This is a genomic window from Bacillota bacterium, from assembly GCA_009711825.1.
GTDB lineage: Bacteria > Bacillota > Proteinivoracia > UBA4975 > VEMY01 > VEMY01.
This window is the reverse complement of record VEMY01000042.1, coordinates 1-16,166: the sequence shown is the minus strand read 5'-3', so window position 1 is coordinate 16,166 and position 16,166 is coordinate 1. Positions and strand designations below refer to the sequence as shown.

General features: G+C 50.1%; 13 protein-coding genes and 1 pseudogene. 13 read left to right on the top strand and 1 reads right to left on the bottom strand.

Annotated elements, in window-relative coordinates; translation table 11 throughout:
• From cphA to FH749_12760, 13 genes and pseudogenes are all read left to right on the top strand, one after another.
• The coding region (cphA, locus tag FH749_12820; GenBank protein MTI96337.1) for a cyanophycin synthetase at window positions 1–2,146 on the top strand (2,146 nt) is incomplete at its 5' end.
• On the top strand, window positions 2,131–2,997 hold the full coding sequence (locus FH749_12815; protein ID MTI96336.1) for a 4-(cytidine 5'-diphospho)-2-C-methyl-D-erythritol kinase: 867 nt from the start codon (window positions 2,131–2,133) through the stop codon (window positions 2,995–2,997). The genes cphA and FH749_12815, both read left to right, overlap by 16 nt.
• Window positions 2,994–3,752, top strand: a complete 759-nt coding sequence (locus tag FH749_12810; protein ID MTI96335.1) for a molybdopterin-guanine dinucleotide biosynthesis protein A — start codon at window positions 2,994–2,996, stop codon at window positions 3,750–3,752. The genes FH749_12815 and FH749_12810 overlap by 4 nt, the downstream gene beginning before the upstream one ends.
• A 90-nt stretch (window positions 3,753–3,842) precedes the next feature.
• Window positions 3,843–4,643, top strand: coding sequence for a pur operon repressor (purR, locus tag FH749_12805; GenBank protein ID MTI96334.1), 801 nt, complete (start codon window positions 3,843–3,845; stop codon window positions 4,641–4,643).
• A gap of 2 nt (window positions 4,644–4,645) precedes the next feature.
• Window positions 4,646–5,854: a threonine ammonia-lyase gene (locus FH749_12800; protein MTI96333.1), complete on the top strand. Its 1,209-nt coding sequence runs from the start codon at window positions 4,646–4,648 to the stop codon at window positions 5,852–5,854.
• 81 nt (window positions 5,855–5,935) lie between these two features.
• Window positions 5,936–6,202: a septation regulator SpoVG gene (spoVG, locus tag FH749_12795; protein MTI96332.1), complete on the top strand. Its 267-nt coding sequence runs from the start codon at window positions 5,936–5,938 to the stop codon at window positions 6,200–6,202.
• Window positions 6,203–6,285: 83 nt separating this feature from the next.
• The gene (glmU, locus tag FH749_12790) at window positions 6,286–7,644 is read left to right on the top strand and encodes a bifunctional UDP-N-acetylglucosamine diphosphorylase/glucosamine-1-phosphate N-acetyltransferase GlmU (GenBank protein ID MTI96331.1); all 1,359 of its coding nucleotides are present in this window, start codon (window positions 6,286–6,288) and stop codon (window positions 7,642–7,644) included.
• Complete coding sequence (locus FH749_12785; protein MTI96330.1) at window positions 7,645–8,595, top strand: ribose-phosphate pyrophosphokinase; 951 nt, start codon at window positions 7,645–7,647, stop codon at window positions 8,593–8,595.
• Between the two features lie 62 nt (window positions 8,596–8,657).
• Window positions 8,658–9,296: a 50S ribosomal protein L25 gene (locus tag FH749_12780; GenBank protein ID MTI96329.1), complete on the top strand. Its 639-nt coding sequence runs from the start codon at window positions 8,658–8,660 to the stop codon at window positions 9,294–9,296.
• Window positions 9,247–9,906: an aminoacyl-tRNA hydrolase gene (locus FH749_12775; protein MTI96328.1), complete on the top strand. Its 660-nt coding sequence runs from the start codon at window positions 9,247–9,249 to the stop codon at window positions 9,904–9,906. Before FH749_12780 ends, FH749_12775 begins: the two co-directional genes overlap by 50 nt.
• A gap of 21 nt (window positions 9,907–9,927) precedes the next feature.
• On the top strand, window positions 9,928–13,371 hold the full coding sequence (gene mfd / locus FH749_12770) for a transcription-repair coupling factor (protein MTI96327.1): 3,444 nt from the start codon (window positions 9,928–9,930) through the stop codon (window positions 13,369–13,371).
• 77 nt (window positions 13,372–13,448) lie between these two features.
• Window positions 13,449–14,432, top strand: a complete 984-nt coding sequence (locus FH749_12765) for a hypothetical protein (protein MTI96326.1) — start codon at window positions 13,449–13,451, stop codon at window positions 14,430–14,432.
• Window positions 14,433–14,530: 98 nt separating this feature from the next.
• Window positions 14,531–15,746 (top strand): annotated as a pseudogene (locus FH749_12760) (IS256 family transposase).
• 265 nt (window positions 15,747–16,011) lie between these two features.
• On the opposite strand, the gene FH749_12755 reads toward FH749_12760, so the two are convergent.
• The coding region (locus FH749_12755; protein ID MTI96325.1) for an IS3 family transposase at window positions 16,012–16,166 on the bottom strand (155 nt) is incomplete at its 5' end.

The following is a 16,166-nucleotide window of genomic DNA, read 5'->3' as shown; positions in this document are numbered from 1 at the left end:
GCTTGGTCCTGGCAGCTTGTTGCGCCTGGGCACTGGTTGTTATAACCGCTATATTGAGGCCACTATTACCGGTCTTACATCCTGCATTGGGGTAGACATTGCCTGCGATAAGACGATTACAAATAAGCTGTTAAACGAGGCGATGATTCCGACTCCCCGGGGCAAGGTTGCCCGCGATGAAGAACATGCAGTAGAAATTGCTCAGGAGCTGGGGGGTAAGGTGGTCGTTAAGCCTTGCGACGGCAATCAAGGCAAAGGGGTCAGTTTGAATCTTCTTAGTGAGGCGGAGGTGCGTGCCGCCTATAAAGTGGCGGAAAACTATAGCAACAACATTATCGTCGAAGAACAAATAGAGGGAAGACACTACCGATTGCTGGTGGTCAATGGTCGTGTGGAAGCGGCAGCAGAACGTTTTCCTGCGCAGGTTACCGGCGACGGGGTTCATTCAATCAAGGAATTGATTGAAATCGAAAACCAAAATAAACTGCGGGGCGAGGGCCATGAAAAACCGCTGACCCGTATCCGTGCCGACCAGGTTATGTTCAATGTTCTTGCCAGGCAAAACCTGACCATGAACTATGTCCCGGAGAAGGACGAATCAATAAATTTGCGGGATAATGCAAACTTGAGTACCGGTGGGACCGCTGAAGACGTGACGGATATCGTGCATCCCGACAACATGCGTCTGGCAGAGCGGGCTGCCCGGGTGCTCAATCTCGATGTTGCCGGAATCGACATCGTTACCGCAGATATAGCCAGCCCGTTAATCGTGGATGCCGGGGCCGTTATTGAAGTGAACGCGGCGCCGGGAATTCGAATGCATCTGTTTCCCAGCCATGGCAAGCGACGGCCGGTAGGCGATGCGATTGTCGATTATCTGTTTCCTTGGCATCGGCGTCATAGCATTCCCGTACTCAGTGTGACAGGAACAAATGGAAAAACTACGACCAGCCGACTTATTGCCCATACGCTGCATGCTTCGGGCAAAAAGGTTGGGTTGGCCAGCACCGATGGAATCTATATTGATGGCGCTCTCGTTGATCAGGGAGACAATACCGGGCCTGTCAGCGCCGACGTTGTTCTCTCTGACCCTCTGGTGGAGGTGGCTGTCTTAGAAACTGCCCGGGGAGGGATGGTCCGCAGGGGTCTTGGTTACTCTGTGGCTGATGTTGGGGTTGTGACTAATATCGCCGCCGACCACCTAGGCCTGGATGGTATCGAAACCCTTGAAGACCTGGCGCATGTTAAATCTCTAGTGGTTGAAACAGTATCATCAAAAGGGTATGCTGTGTTAAATGCCGATGACGGCAGAGTGTTGGCCATGGCGGAGCGCTGTCCGGGTAAAGTTATCCTGTACAGTCGTTCTCCCAACAAAGAGTTTCTCAGACACTTAAGTGAAGGCGGCAGAGGTGTCACTGTCCAGCACAACGCCATTTATTTTCTGGAAGGTGAAAGCAGGGTGCAGGTGGCGGCCCTGGCTGAAATAGAAATTACCTTTAACGGTAGGGCTGGATATAATGTGGAAAATTGCCTGGCGGCTGCCGGAGCGTTGTGGGGCTTGGATGTTTCGCCGTCAGATATTGCCCGGGGGTTAACAAGTTTTGATTCCAAGGTGCACAACCCCGGACGGGCAAATTTGTACACCTTTGGCGATGTGCGCGTGTTGATAGACTACGGACACAATCCTGAGGGATATCAGCAGATATTGAATCTGGCCCGGGGCCTGGATGCCAAACAATTGATTGGCGTTGTCGGTGTCCCCGGCGATCGGCGGGATGAAGACATAAAGACTGTCGGCGGAATTTGCGGTCAGTTTGACAAAGTTTACGTTAAAGAGGATAAGGATTTGCGAGACCGGTCTCCGGGTGAAGTCAGCAGGATTCTAGCGGACGCGGCAAAGGCTGCGCGTCCCGGGCTGGTAGTTGAGGAAATTGCCTGCGAGCTAGAGGCGTTGCAAAAAGCGTTGCTTGCCAGCGAACCTGGCGATTTGATTGTCATGTTCTATGAAAAGCTGGCGCCGGTGAGGGATTTGCTATTTAATTATCGGTCGAAAACCAGTTCTGCAAAAAGCAGGAATTTTGCTTCCACAGGTGAATTATATAGTGTAAATCTCTCTGGAGGCGATCAAAGATTGAACAGGAAGTAGTTTTCGCGCCGGCAAAAATAAATCTATCTCTAGATATACTCGGACGCAGGGCGGATGGTTATCATGAATTGGAGATGGTTATGCAGGGAATTGAGTTGTATGACCGCCTGGTGTTTGAAACTAGAGAAGACCGCAAGATAATCGTTGAATGCGCCCATCCATTTGTGCCGAGAGGGCAAAGTAATCTCGTTTGGAAGGCGACCAGGCTGCTGCAGCAACATTGTCAACCCCAAAAGGGCATAAAGATAACTATCCATAAGCAAATTCCAGTTGCCGCCGGTCTGGGGGGCGGCAGCGCCAATGCGGCTGCTGCACTCAAAACCCTAAACTGCCTGTGGAAGGCCGGTCTGACCCGGCGGGAATTGGCCGGCCTCGCATTACAGGTCGGGGCCGATGTTCCCTTCTGTCTAGATTCAGGGACCGCGCTGGCCAGGGGAGTTGGCGAAGTGCTGACCCCCTTGCCAACGCCGCCCAGGTTATGGCTGGTGCTCATCAAGCCAAACTTAGGTGTTTCTACAAAAGAGGTGTATGCTAATTATCAGCCTGCCCGGGTAATTAGACGTCCTGATACACCCCGTCTGATTGAGTCCGTTTATAATCAGGATGTACAGGCTTTAACCAATGCCATTGGTAATGTGTTGGAAAGCGTGACATTCACGACCCATCCTTTGTTAAAGCGCCTTAAGCAAAAAACTATGGAGCTGGGGGCCCTGGCGGCACTGATGTCTGGCAGCGGACCGACAATTTTTGCACTGACACAAGAACATAAACGGGCAATGACTATTTACAATGGCATCAAACATCAGGTAGAATTCTCCTGTGTAACTACCTTTAAGGAGGGTGAGCGATGAAGCCTGTATACGCTGTTATTCTCGCGGGGGATAATCTAGACCATAAGGTCCGGGAGGGCGAGGCTGTCGCCAACAAAGCTTTTTTGGCAATCAATGGTCGGCCGATGCTCGAATATGTAATCGACTGCTATCTCCAGACAGATTTAGCTGGGGTGGCTGTCGTCGGGCCGGAAGACAAGCTGAGTACGCTTGTCGGCGATGATGTCAAGGTTATTCCCCAGCAAGGAAGCATGATTGCAAATATTCTCGCTGCAGCCCGGGAGCTTGAAGGGACGCTCATCCTTTCATCCTGCGACATCCCGCTGATTACCAGTCAAGCGGTAGAAGATTTCCTCTCTCGCTGCCGTGACGCAGAACTGTTTTATCCGCTGGTTAGCAGGGAAGACAACGAGCGTGTGTTCCCTGGCATGAAACGGACTTATGCCAAGTTAAGAGACGGAGTTTTTACCGGGGGTAATATTATTGTTATTGATTCAGGGGCCGTACCGGTTGCGGCAAAGGCGGCGGAACAGTTTTTTGAAGCCAGGAAAAGCCCCCTGCGCATGGCCCGCTTGGTCGGATTGGGCACTTTGTGTAAATTAGTTTCCCGGCGCCTTTCCCTTACGGAGATCGAGGCAAAGATGTCGTCCATCCTTGGAGTGCGCTGTCGGGCAATTTTGTCTGCTTATCCGGAACTGGGTACGGATGTGGACAAGGAAAGCGATTATAAATTAATTAGTGCGCGCTTGCCCAGTTGGCAGCCGCAGGCTAAATAGCGGCTTTTTAGTCGTTATTTTTCTATTATGTTGCCATAACAGCGGTGTTCGGCATATAATTAGGATAATTATGCCACTGGAGTTGAGCACATGGAAAAACCAAAGAATAGTCGCAATCAACGACTGGTGGCCATGACCGCCGAGCTGGTTGCCAATCCAAACCGCTTCTTTTCCCTGAGCGAGTTCGCAAATAAATATAATGTAGCTAAATCGACCTTAAGTGAAGATCTGAGCTTTATCAAGGAGGTTCTGTCTTCTACAAACGCATCCATTGAGTCCAGCATCGGGGCTGCAGGCGGTGTTTGCTACCGCCCGGGTATCAGTAAGCAAAAAGCTGCCCAAATCCTTCAGGAACTGGCTGCAGAGCTCAACGCGCCCCAGCGTCGTCTGACTGGCGGCTTTGTTTATTATTCTGATTTGCTTTTCAATCCTGCAGTCACCGCCCGTCTCGGTCTAATCTTTGCGCATCTATTCTCAGAAACTAGACCGGACCAGGTGCTGACGCTGGAAACCAAGGGGATACCGCTGGCTATGTTTACAGCTTATTATCTCAACTGCCCTTTGCTGATTGCGAGACGCAGCAACCGGGTGACAGAGGGACCCTCGGTTTCTACCAATTATCTCACCGGTTCCGGGCGCAGGATTGAAACCATGTTTTTACCCAAACGCAGTTTGGCGGCGGGCAGCAATGTGTTGATAATTGATGATTTTATGAAGGCCGGTGGCTCTGCTTTGGGATTGGAACACTTGGTAAAGGAGTTCGACGCCCGGGTAGTGGGAACCGGTGTGTTGATAGCGACAGGGCAGCCTGTTGATAAGCTCGTCAGCAAATACTCTTCACTACTGACCTTGAACCCCGACGAAACTATCTCTGTTACGTGGGAGGAATAATAATGGAACAATCCCTAGGCTTGGAAGAAATTAAGGCCGCCCGTGCGGCAATCGCCGAGATTATCCGCGTCACACCAACGCGCTATTCTCGCTCTATCAGTCAGATGACCGGGTACCCGGTGCATTTTAAGTTGGAGTGCCACCAAAAGACCGGCTCCTTTAAGCTGCGGGGGGCCGCCAACCGTATACTCAATATTCTCCCTGACTGTCCGGGAGTAATTGCTGCTTCCGCTGGCAATCATGCCCAGGGAGTTGCCTATGCCGCCAGTCAGCTGGGATTGAAATCAACAATCGTCATGCCTGAGGGAGCGCCGCTCACCAAGGCGGAAGCCACGCGGAATTACGGCGCCCATGTTATTCAACAGGGAAACAACTACGATGAGTGCTACCAGGTAGCTGTAGAGCTGGCAGCTGAACAAAAGCTTGAGTACATCCATGCTTTCGACGATAAGCGGATTATTGCCGGCCAGGGGACAATCGGGTTAGAACTGTTGGAGCAGCTGCCGGAAGTGGAGCAAGTGGTGGTGCCAATCGGTGGCGGCGGGCTGGCTGCTGGAATTGCGAGCGCCCTTAAGGCCATGAAGCCATCTGTGCGCCTGGTAGGGGTGCAGGCGCAAGGCGCTGATGCGGTGTACCGCAGTTTTTTAGGGGGGCAATTGACAGAGTCCCAGGCCACATCGACAATCGCCGACGGAATTGCCGTAAAGCGCCCAGGCAAAGTTACATCCAAGTTGCTATTGGAGCACTTGGACGCAGTTGTGACTGTTTCTGACGAACAAATCGCCTCGGCAATGCTGCTGAGTCTTGAGCGTTTAAAAACCTTGGTAGAAGGCGCTGGGGCCGTTGGCCTGGCCGCCGCACTGTATCAACCTGAAAGCATGAAACCTGTGCCCACCGCCATCGTTGTCAGCGGAGGCAATGTGGATGTTAATCTGATAGCGCGCATAATTGAGCGCGGCCTCCATGAAACCGGCCGCTTGGCAACCTTGCAATTGACGATTCCAGACCGCCCTGGCAACTTGCAAAAGGTCCTAAATATCGTTGCCAAACTGGGCGCCAATGTTATTTCTGTTACCCATGACCGGCATCAGGAAGGTCTGGCGCTGGATTGGACCCAGGTAACAATGTCCTTGGAGACCAAAAATCAAGAACATATCGATAAGTTGATTCAAGCTTTGACCAATAGTGGTCTGAAGGTGAAAAATATTTAAAAACTTCCATTAAGTAGCAGGAATTTTCTGACCTACGCAGAAGTATTATACAGCTTTATAACTTCTACAAGGGGTGAGAATATGAATATTACTGACATTCGAATTCGCAGGGTTAACGCGGCAGGACGCATGAAGGCGGTTGTATCTGTAACTTTTGACGATCAGTTTGTGGTCCATGACATTAAGGTTGTAGAGGGCAATAACGGCTACTTTGTGGCTATGCCCAGTAGAAAAGGCGCTGATGGCGAGTTTCGTGACGTTGCCCACCCCATAACCACAGAAACAAGAAACCTGATTCAAACTGCTATCCTCGATAAATACAATAACGAAATCCTGGAAGAAGCGTAAGGAGCTTGGCGGCTCCTTTTTTGTTGGCTTGACCCTGCAACAGGGATACGGTATATTTTTATTTGACAAAGGGGGACGGTTAGATGAAAACTTTGGCCGCTGTAATTTTGGCTGCCGGCAAGGGAACGCGGATGAAGTCTAAGTTGCCTAAGGTTTTACATAAAGTTGGCGGTCGGACAATGCTGGAGCAAATTATCGCAACCCTGGAAGCCGTTGGTGTAGAGCAGACCTTTGTAGTGGTCGGTTATGGAGCAGACATGGTGCGGTCTGCGGTACAAAAGGATGTCCACTGGGTTAGTCAACATGAGCAGTTGGGAACTGGACACGCTGTGCTGCAAGCTGCATCAGCATTGTCTGGGTTTGAAGGTAATGTGCTGGTTGTAAATGGCGATGCCCCACTGTTGACGGCCCAGAGTCTCGAAGGGTTGGTTAATCACCACCTTGCCGGTCAAAACGCCGCAACCGTCCTCACAGCCGATGTTGAAGACCCAACCGGCTATGGAAGGATTATCCGCAATCCTGATGGCAGGGTCCAGGGGATTGTTGAACATAAAGATGCCGACCCCAGCCAGCGTAAGATTACTGAGGTGAATAGCGGCAGCTTTTGTTTCCATTGGCCACGGGTCTCGCCGGTGCTAAAGCGCTTAACTCCTGCCAACGCCCAGGATGAGTACTATCTGACGGATGTCCTGTCCTTACTGAATCAGGACAATTTGCCGGTGGGTGGCTATCAGCTGTCGGACCCCATGGAAATGTCCGGGGTTAATGACCGTGTTCAGTTGGCAGTGGTTGCCGAAGAGCTAAAAAACCGTACCAATCAGCGCCTAATGCTTGCCGGAGTAACAATTGTTGATCCCGGGAGCACCTGGATTGACGTGGATGTGAAGATTGCGCCCGACACAATTATTTTGCCCAATACATTTATCAAAGGCGGGACGGAAATTGGGGAAGACTGCATAATTGGTCCTGAAACCACTTTGGAAAATGTCCGGATTGGAGACAATGTCACGGTCCGCAACTCAATTATCTCGGACTCGGCAATCGGCGACAATACCACTGTTGGTCCCTTCGCCTATATCCGCCCCAATTGCCAAATCGGTCGCGATAACCGCATTGGTGATTTTGTTGAGCTGAAAAATGCCCATACAGGCGACGGCAGTAAAGTGCCTCATTTGGCGTACGTGGGTGACGCGAGGATTGGAGCGCACGCCAACATTGGCTGCGGAGTAATAACCGCAAATTATGACGGTCAAAAGAAACATATTACCACAATTGGGGATAAGGCCTTTATCGGGAGTAACAGTAATTTGATCGCTCCTGTCAATGTCGAAGACAACGCATATGTTGCGGCAGGTTCTACAATTACCGATGACGTGCCCGCCCGGGCGTTGGCAGTTGCCCGGTGTCGACAGACCGTTAAACCAGACTGGAGGAAAGACTAAATGTATTATGACCGCAAGTTGAAAATCTTTTCTGGCAGCGCCAATCGCGAACTGGCCAAAGCCATAGCTGCAAAAATTGAAACACCGTTGGGCGATGCAAAGCTGGGGAGGTTTAGTGATGGCGAAGTACGGGTGCAAATCGGCGAAAGTGTTCGCGGCGCTGATGTGTTTGTGGTTCAGCCCACCTCCGCTCCCGCCAACGAAAATTTAATGGAACTGTTGGTGGTAATCGATGCTCTGAAGCGGGCTTCTGCAAAACGTATTAATGCGGTAATACCTTATTATGGGTATGCACGCCAAGACCGTAAGACCAGGGCTCGGGACCCGATTACAGCAAAGCTGGTTGCCAATTTGCTGACAAAGGCCGGCGCCGACAGGGTTCTTACTATTGACTTGCATGCAGGCGCTATACAGGGATTTTTCGATATTCCCGTGGACCATATGACAGCGGTACCGCTTCTGGCCGAACATTTTGCTAGTAAAGGTTTAGACGATATGGTCGTTGTCTCGCCTGACATCGGTGGTGTTGGCCGAGCCCGGGAGCTGGCTGAACGACTGCAGGTGCCCATTGCGATTATCGATAAGCGCAGACCCCAGCCCAACGTGGCAGAAATCATGAATATAGTCGGTGATATCAAGGGTAAGAGCGCAATTATGGTGGATGATATCATCGACACTGCGGGCACCATTTCACTTGCAGCGCAAACTTTGGTGGACCATGGCGCAAAAGCTGTATATGCTTGTTGTACGCATCCGGTGTTCTCCGGACCCGCGATCCAACGTTTAACGGAAGCGCCGCTTACAGAACTGGTGGTTTGCGACACAATTCATTTGCCCGAGGATAAACATTTCCCGGCGCTGGAGATTTGCTCTGTGGCGGAACTGTTAGCCAACGCAATTATCCGCATACACGAGGATCTGTCAATAAGTACTTTATTTGACCTTACCTGAGTTTGACTTTACCGGGGGTTACGGGTATACTGAACTGGAATTAGGCACAAGGAGGAACCAATATGGCACAACCAGTACTTAAGGCTCAAGAGCGTAAACACAGTGGCACTGGCGCCAGTCGCCAGGATCGCAATAACAAAATGATTCCTGCAGTTCTCTACGGACGGGGAGTTGATAGCCGTACGATAACCGTTCCCGAGTCTGACCTGATTGCTCTATTCAATAGTGGCAATGCCCACTCATTACTTGAGCTTTCGGTCGGCAGTGAAAAGTACAGTGTAATGATTAAGGATATGCAGCGCAACAATATTAAGGGACACTTTACCCACCTGGACTTTTATGTGGTTGATATGAGTCAGCCCATCAATGCTACGGTCGCTGTCCACCTGAACGGTGAAAGCGAGGGTGTTAAAGCCGGCGGTATCTTGCAGCAGCAATTGCGGGAGATTGACATCCGTTGTCTGCCCGGTAATCTGCCCAAGTGGCTGGAGCTAGACATCACTGATTTGGAAATTGGAGCAAGCAAAACCGTCGCTGATGTTCAGCTGCCCGATGGGGTTGAGTTTATTTCCGGAACAGACGAAGTGGTGGTTTCGGTAACCGCGCCACGCCTCGAGACTGAGGAAGAGGGCGACACCGAAGAAGCGCCGGATGCCGAAGTGGAAGCTGCTCCGGAAGAAACTAAATCTGACGAAGAATAAGGGCGCAAACAGCGCCCTTTTTTTGACAGGGGGAGTTCAGATGAAGTTGGTTATCGGGTTGGGCAATCCGGGACCCCGTTATATAAAGACTCGGCATAATTACGGGTTTATGGCGGTGGATGCCCTGGCTGGTCGTTTGCGTGCCTCTGATCAAGGCAGGCGCTGGCGGGGAGTCGTTGCGCGCGCTACATATAATGAGACCGAGTTTTGGTTGCTCAAGCCTCACACCTATATGAATTTAAGTGGTTTAGCGGTGGCGGCTGCCGTTAAAGAATTAAACTGCCCGTTTGAGGACATACTGGTTATTTGTGACGATCTTGCCCTGGATTTGGGTGTGGTCCGATTTCGTGCCCGGGGCTCCGCCGGCGGCCAAAAGGGGCTGGCATCGGTAATTGATGCGCTTGGTACCGCGGAGTTCGCCCGTTTACGTTTAGGGATTGGCGCCGATTCTCATTTGATACCTCGTGACTTTGTTTTAGATAATTTTCAGCCTGATGAGCTTACGCTTGTAAATAAAGTTCTCAACCATGCTGTGGAGGGTGTATTGACCTGGTCAGGGCAAGGGATTGAGCAGGCAATGGCTTCGTTCAATGGACCGGTTCCGGATTAACTGGATGTGCGGGGTGATCTTTTGGCCGATATGAAAACTGTGTCCGCAGATATCCTGGACAATTTGGAATTAAGGCAGAAATTTGCAAATGGCGGTCATCATTTGGTATACGGTGTTACCGGCAGTCAGCGCGCGATGTTGTTGGCTGCTTTCGTACGTGACATGGATTGCCCAGTTCTCTATATCGCGGCGGACTTGCGTGAGGCAGATGTGTTGCTGGCGGACTTTGAATTTTTCTACGGCGGCAAAGGGTTCCTCTATCCTCCCCGCCTGGTGATGGCTGGCGAGGCGGATGCAGAGAGCCATGAGGTGGAAATTCAACGATTGGCAGCCCTGGAGCAAGTGGCCCGGGGGCATAGCTGCCTGATTGTCGCCACTGCGGCAGCGGTTATGGAGCCCTTGCCGCCTCCGGAGCACATTCGGACAAGACGGCTCAAGCTGGCTCCTGGCGTGCGGAGGGACCCCTCCGAGATAGCGCTGCAACTTTTACAGATGGGATACCAACGGGTTGATCAGGTGGAAGGTCCCGGCCAATTCAGTCACAGGGGAGAAATACTGGATATATTCGGAGCGACAGCTGATGAAGCCTGTCGCATACAATACTTTGACGTAGAAATAGAATCAATCCGCACAATTGATTTGGAAACACAACGCTCCCGCAGGCAGCTGTCGGAGTTTGAGTGTGGTCCCGCCAGAATGCTGTTAGTGGACGACGAAATTCGGGCTCGGATCCTGGAAAGACTGGACACAGCCAAGGTCTCGGCTCTCTATCAGCCGCGGCTTGACGAGGACCGGGAACGCTTCGCTAATCTTCACTATTGGGCCGGTTATCAGCGTTATATTCAATACATGTTTGATCACATATTCACCTTGCCCGAATATTTTGCCGACGGGCTTACTGTCGTTTCTGAAACGCCGGACCTAATCAAGCAATTGGAGCTTTATCAAAGCGAATTAATTGACCGGCATAAAAATTTGCTTGAATCAGGCAAGGTCCTCCCTGATTTGCAGCCGTACATTCCACTTGCTGATCTAATCCACCGTTGGCAGCATGTGCCAACCTGCCATTTTGGTCTTTTGCTGCGCTCGGCGGGTAGTTTTACCCTTTCCAGCCTTGGCAGCGTCCCCTTTCGTCAGGTCCCCAGCTTTTACGGCCAGCAACAGTTGTTGGTGGACGAAGTTAAGGCCTGGTTAAAGCGCAACAGTACAGTTGTGATTATTTCCCCTGCTCCGGGGGAACAGCTGGCTGTCGACTTAAAGGAGCATGATCTGCCGGTAAACAGCTCAGATAAGATTGTTTCCGGTATGGTCAATTTAATAACCGGCAATTTAAGCAGCGGATTTGAGCTCCTAGATCCTGGCCTGGTTGTTCTTACCCATGGGGAGATCAGTGTCCGCCACCGGCCGAAACGTGTTCGCCAGCCTGCGGGTATGAGCGCCGGTGATATCAATAGTCTCAAGCCTGGCGAATATGTCGTCCATTCTAATTATGGTATTGGGCAGTTCATGGGTGTGGTCACCAGGGAAATAGCAGGTATTAAGAAAGATTACCTGTATATCCGGTATGCTGGAAAAGATAAGCTCTATCTGCCTACCGAACAGGTTCAGCATCTGCAACGCTATGTTGGCGGCCAGGATAAGCCGCCGAAGCTTTATTCGTTGAGTGGTGGCGATTGGCAACGGGTGAAGAAAAAGGTGCGAGAATCAGTTCAAAGTCTTGCGTTTGACCTCCTGAAGTTATATGCCCGCCGCCAAGCTGAGCGTGGGCATGCTTTTGCACCGGATACACCTTGGCAGCAAGAGTTAGAAAACAGCTTTCCGTTTCAAGAAACTCCAGACCAACTTCGTGCGATTGAAGAAGTCAAACGCGATATGGAGTTATCCCAGCCAATGGATCGTCTGTTGTGTGGGGACGTGGGTTACGGCAAGACAGAGGTGGCGCTGCGGGCGGCAATGAAGGCCGTAATGGACGGTAAACAGGTCGCTGTCCTTGCGCCGACAACTGTTTTGGCCCAGCAGCATTACCGGACCTTTTGCGAGCGCCTTGCGCCATTCCCGATAAAAGTAGAGGTGCTCAGTCGATTTCGGGGGCCCCAGGACCAAAAGCAGGTGGTGCGTGCTGCCAATGCCGGCACAGTTGATATCCTGATTGGAACACACCGGCTGCTGCAAAAAGATATCAAGCTCCCAGAGTTAGGACTATTGATTGTTGACGAAGAGCAGAGGTTTGGAGTCGGCCACAAAGAGCAGATCAAGGAACTGAAGGCAAATATAGATGTCTTGACCATGACGGCAACACCGATCCCCCGGACCTTACATATGGCCCTTCTTGGGGTCCGGGACTTAAGCGTAATTAATACGCCGCCGGAAGGGCGTTTCCCGGTGCAAACTTATGTGCTTGAATATGCTGATCAATTGGCGGTCTCGGCCATTAGGCGCGAATTGGACCGGGGGGGGCAGATCTATCTTGTTTACAACCGGGTTCAGGGCATCGATTCCTTGGCTGGTCGGCTTCGCAATCTTTTGCCCGAGGTGCAAATCGGGGTTGTCCATGGCCAAATGGCTGAAGGACTTATGGAGCGCACGATGGTCGATTTTTATGATGGCAAATACAACGTTTTGCTGAGCACAACCATAATCGAAAATGGATTAGACATACCCAATGTCAACACAGTTTTTATATATGATGCCGATCGCCTGGGATTATCCCAGCTCTACCAGTTGCGGGGTCGTGTGGGCAGGGGGCGTCGGCTGGCATATGCATATTTTACTTATCGGCGCGACAAAGTTCTTTCGGAGAAAGCGCAAAAACGTCTGGCTGCAATCAAGGAATTTACCGAGTTGGGGTCGGGTTACAAGATTGCGCTTAAAGATTTGGAAATCCGGGGCGCCGGCAATATAATTGGGCCCGAGCAGCATGGTTTTATCAGCGCGGTTGGGTTTGATCTCTATTGCAAGCTTCTGGACGAAAAAATAAAAGAAATTACCGGGCAGATTGCTAAACAACCGGCAAAAACTGAGGTTTCCATCGAGCTTCCCCTTAGCGCGTACATTCCAGAGGCCTATCTGCCTGAGCAGGAAAAAATCTATGTTTACCGTCAGGTTAAGGACGCTGAGTCCCTCTCAGCAATTGACGAGTTGGAGGGTGAGCTCACTGACAGGTTTGGCGCCCCGCCGCAGGCGGTGACAAATTTGCTGGATGTTGGCCGCATTCGTGTTTTGGCTGGAAGCATTGGTATCGAGTCAATTTCCCACGCTGAGAGTAAGTTGACCGGTGAATCGGCGCTGCGGTTGGAGTTTGCGCAAAACAGGGGGCCAGATGGCGAGGTATTGCAAAAGCTCTGGGCCAAACACCGCGGACAGCTGGATTTCAAGGCAGGCAACGGGCCGCTTGTTACCTGGAAAGTCGAGAAAAATATCCTTGGCGAGCTTGAACAGCTACTGCATCAGTTTTCAAAGTCTTGACGAAATCGCAAAGAATTGACATTGAGCGACGTACTCTTTTCTGTTAGAATAAAAGGCAGCTTAATGGGGGTGTAAAAATGAAAAAAATATTTAGTTTTTTAACTATCTTTTTGACGGCTGTGATGTTATTGTCGGCCTGTTCATCAGGAACGCCCGCTGTTTACGCAACCATCGATGATTTTGAGCTGACACGGGAAGAGTTTGAATTTCAACTTAACCTGCGCCGCCTCCATGATCCAGCCGCAGAGATGGATAAAGAAGGACAACTTCAATTACTGGACATGCTGATTGACGAATTCTTGCTGATTGCTGAGGCCGAGCGTCGTGAAGTTGAGTGGGACGAAGAAAGGGCAGAAAAAAACTATCTTGATTTCCGGACCTCAGTCATTAACGGCTATTTGGACGGCAGCGAGAGTCGCTACCAGGCAAGACTGCAGGAAGTGGAAGTTAAAGAAGAAGATTTAAGACGTCTTTTCCGGGATTATGAGCAGATTCTCAGACTGTTGGACGAAGTCCGGGAAGCCGTTCCCGAGCCGACGGAAGACGAGGTTCAAGAATACTACAATGCACGGCGTAGCACTGTGTTTGCTGAACCGGAACGTCGGGAAGTGCGTCATATCTTAATTAACGCAGACAATTTTCCCGATGAAGATTTAGATGATGATGAACTGTTGGAAAGGTCTGCCACCCTGGCCGATGATCTGTATAACCAACTTCAGAACGGGGCCGACTTTGCCCAGCTGGCTGAGGAGTACTCGGTCGATATTTCTGGCGAAGACGGCGGTTACTTGGGCTGGTTGGAGAAAGACAGTGTTGTTCCGGAATTTGGTGACGCGGCCTTTACCATGGAAGTTGATGAAATTAGCGAGCCGATAGAATCAGGTTATGGCTTGCATATAATCCAGGTACTGGATATTGAGCCATCACAATTCATGCCGCTAGATGATGAGCTCAAAGAACAAATTAGGATAATGCTGCATTCCGATGCAAGGGAAGCGCGGGTAGAAGAATTCATTGCTGAGCTTGCGGAATCTGCGACAATTAGTAAAAATTTTAACTAAAACTCTAGGCTCTGCTACGTGCAGAGTCTTTTTTGCTCGAGAGCGTAATAAAGATTGTGTAAATGGGTATAACTACCAACTAAAGGAGTTGACCATTTATGCAACAAGCCGAGAACAAAACCATCAAAGAATTAGCCCGTGAATGTGAAACTGTCGATGATGTCCATAACATGCTCAGAGACCTCTTTAAAGACACCTTACAGCAGATATTCGAGGCAGAGATGGATGAGCACCTGGGGTACAAAAAGAACAGTGTTGAAGGCAACAATTCTGGTAACAGCCGGAATGGTTATAGCAAGAAAACACTACAAACCAAGTTAGGGAAATCTACAGTTGAAATACCCCGCGATCGAAAAGGTAATTTTAAGCCAAGAATTATCAAGAAGTACGAAACCACATCCAACGATCTAGAAGACCAGATTATCGCCATGTACGCCAAAGGAATGACCACTAGGGATATTGAAGGTCATATGCGGGACATCTACGGAATTGACGTATCCCCCACCATGGTCAGCAGAGTCACAGACAAGATACTGCCACTAATCGCTGAATGGCAATCACGGCCGCTAGAGCGTGTCTATCCAATCATCTATCTAGATGCTATCCACTTCAAAGTACGCGAGGACAGCAGAATTATTAATAAGGCTGCATACAGTGTATTGGGCATCACTCTAGCGGGGAATAAAGACATATTAGGTATATGGATTGGGGAGAATGAAAGTGCCAGTTTCTGGTTAGGGGTCTGTAATGACCTGAAGAATAGGGGTGTACAGGACATCCTCATAGCCTGTAAGGATGGGCTTTCAGGGTTCTCCGAGGCTATAAACACCGTGTTCCCCAAGACGGAAATAACTCTGTGTGATTCACCAAATTCGCAACTCAATGAAATATGTTTCCTGGAAAGACCGAAAGAAATTAATCCCTGACCTCAAAAAAGTGTACCAGGCATTTACCTTGGAAGAAGCGGAATTGAACTGGGAAATGTTCAAGGAAAAGTGGGGTAAGAAGCACCCAATTATAGTTCGCTCCTGGGAAAGAAACTGGTTGGAATTGACGGCGTATTTCAAATACCCTTATCCAATCAGGAGAATTATCTATACAACCAACGTAATTGAGGGGTACCACCGGCAACTGCGCAAGGTCACCAAAACAAAGACATCCTACCCCACCGATGAAGCTTTGAAAAAGATAATCTACCTAGCAACAATCGAGGCTACCAAGAAGTGGACCATGCCGATTAGGGGGTGGAAAAGCTGCATCTCCCAATTTGCCATTCACTTTGAGGAGAGGTTGGGACCGGAAATAATGAGCTGAATGAGTTTATCGCTTGTATTCTCCTCAAGGATAGAAAATAGCGGGGGGGAAATACCCCTCAGCTATCCTCGGCAGAACCCTGTTGGGCGCTCGGGTTGCTCTCCAGCATTGCCCTATCTGCCAGAAGGTAAGAGCCGATACTAGTCTAAACAAATCACTAGCGAATAAACCATTTACACAAAAGTAATTACACTCCCTTTTGCTCTGGTGTAACTGCTAACCCATAATGCCCTTCAGGGGCATGCGGACATTTTCTTGGACTTCTTTATACAGCTAAACCAATACTTCGTCTGTATGCTACTGGGCTCATCGCCCCAAGAGACATCTTAATTCGTTCTTCATTATACCACCTGAGATAACCGTCAAGTTCATCTATAAACTGATTTATAGAAACATCTTTCCATGACCGGAAATAAAACA

Bases quoted from the DNA above. Each gene is read 5' to 3' on its own strand.
- FH749_12810 (MTI96335.1), top strand. From the start codon at position 2,994: ATGAAGCCTGTATACGCTGTTATTCTCGCGGGGGATAATCTAGACCAT.
- purR (MTI96334.1), top strand. From the start codon at position 3,843: ATGGAAAAACCAAAGAATAGTCGCAATCAACGACTGGTGGCCATGACC.
- FH749_12800 (MTI96333.1), top strand. From the start codon at position 4,646: ATGGAACAATCCCTAGGCTTGGAAGAAATTAAGGCCGCCCGTGCGGCA.
- spoVG (MTI96332.1), top strand. From the start codon at position 5,936: ATGAATATTACTGACATTCGAATTCGCAGGGTTAACGCGGCAGGACGC.
- glmU (MTI96331.1), top strand. From the start codon at position 6,286: ATGAAAACTTTGGCCGCTGTAATTTTGGCTGCCGGCAAGGGAACGCGG.
- FH749_12785 (MTI96330.1), top strand. From the start codon at position 7,645: ATGTATTATGACCGCAAGTTGAAAATCTTTTCTGGCAGCGCCAATCGC.
- FH749_12780 (MTI96329.1), top strand. From the start codon at position 8,658: ATGGCACAACCAGTACTTAAGGCTCAAGAGCGTAAACACAGTGGCACT.
- FH749_12775 (MTI96328.1), top strand. From the start codon at position 9,247: ATGCCGAAGTGGAAGCTGCTCCGGAAGAAACTAAATCTGACGAAGAAT.
- FH749_12765 (MTI96326.1), top strand. From the start codon at position 13,449: ATGAAAAAAATATTTAGTTTTTTAACTATCTTTTTGACGGCTGTGATG.